This window comes from Variovorax trehalosi (assembly GCF_051216415.1).
Taxonomy (GTDB): Bacteria; Pseudomonadota; Gammaproteobacteria; order Burkholderiales; family Burkholderiaceae_C; genus Variovorax.
Map to the genome: position 1 here is coordinate 1 of NZ_JBPJZG010000027.1, position 1,108 is coordinate 1,108.

The 1,108-nt window shown below is 69.1% G+C and carries 1 protein-coding gene; it reads left to right on the forward strand.

What is annotated here, in order from left to right; all coding sequences use genetic code 11:
* Nucleotides 1–181: 181 nt before the first annotated feature.
* The coding region (locus ACSFA7_RS33575; RefSeq protein WP_435503362.1) for an ArdC family protein at nucleotides 182–1,108 on the forward strand (927 nt) is incomplete at its 3' end.

Genomic DNA, 1,108 nt, shown 5'->3' on the forward strand with positions numbered 1-1,108 from the left:
GCCGCAGAAAGGCCAAGCCATGCACGCGAATTCAACTTCCAGCGCCACCCCGCGCGATGCGGGCAGCCCGCATCGTCCGGGCCATCCGACAACCACGGGCGTTCCCCCCGTACCCCCCGAGGACTCTCCCAAAGCAGGTGGGGATGTCGTCGAATCCTCTGGCGCTGCTGCGCGGGACCGCATGGACATGCGGCAGGCTGTGACGGACCGGATCGTCGCGATGCTGGCGCAGGGCGTCCACGTGTTCCGCGAACGCTGGACGCGGGCGGCGTCGCGCGGGATGCCCCGCAACGGCAAGACGGGAGCACCGTACCGCGGTGCAAATGTGCTGCTGCTCTGGGACGCGGCGATCGAAGGGGGGTATGCGTCCAACGTGTGGCTGACCTACCGGCAGGCGCAAGGTCTCGGCGGCCAGGTGCGCAAGGGCGAGCGTGGCGTGCTGTGCGCGCACTTCGAGCGCAGGGCGCGCGAATGTCGCGACGATGCCGACGAGGTTCTCTCGGAAGGCGGGACGGATGAGGAGGCCATGGCAGCCAGTTCCGGTGCGCGCGCAGGCGTGCTGCTGTGCCGGCCGTTCTGGCTGTTCAACGTGGCGCAGATCGACGGGTTGCCGCTCGAGGTGGTGGACCTGGGGATCGCTTCTCCGGTGGGCTTGCAGGGTCCGGTGGAACGGGCGATGCGGCTGCTGGGAGGCTGCAATGCGACGATTCGTCACGGCTTCGACCAGGCGGCGTACCTGCCCGCGCTCGACGAAATCCGGTTGCCTTGGCCGTGGCAGTTCACGAGTGTCGAGGCGCAGTGTGCGACGGCGCTGCACGAGCTGGTGCATTGGACCGGCCATCCTGAGCGGCTGAACCGCAGCTTCGGGCGCCGCTTCGGCGACGCGGCCTATGCCTTCGAGGAACTTGTGGCCGAGCTCGGCAGTGCGTTCGTGATGGGGCACTGCGGACTGGTCGATGCCACGGTCGAGGGGCACGCGGCCTACATCGATGCCTGGCTGCGGGTGCTGCGCGGCGACCGTACAGCGATCTTCACAGCGGCGCGGCTCGCGGAGGAAGCCTTCGCGTTCATCGTGGCGCGGGAGATGCCTGCGGTCGACGGGCTCGCG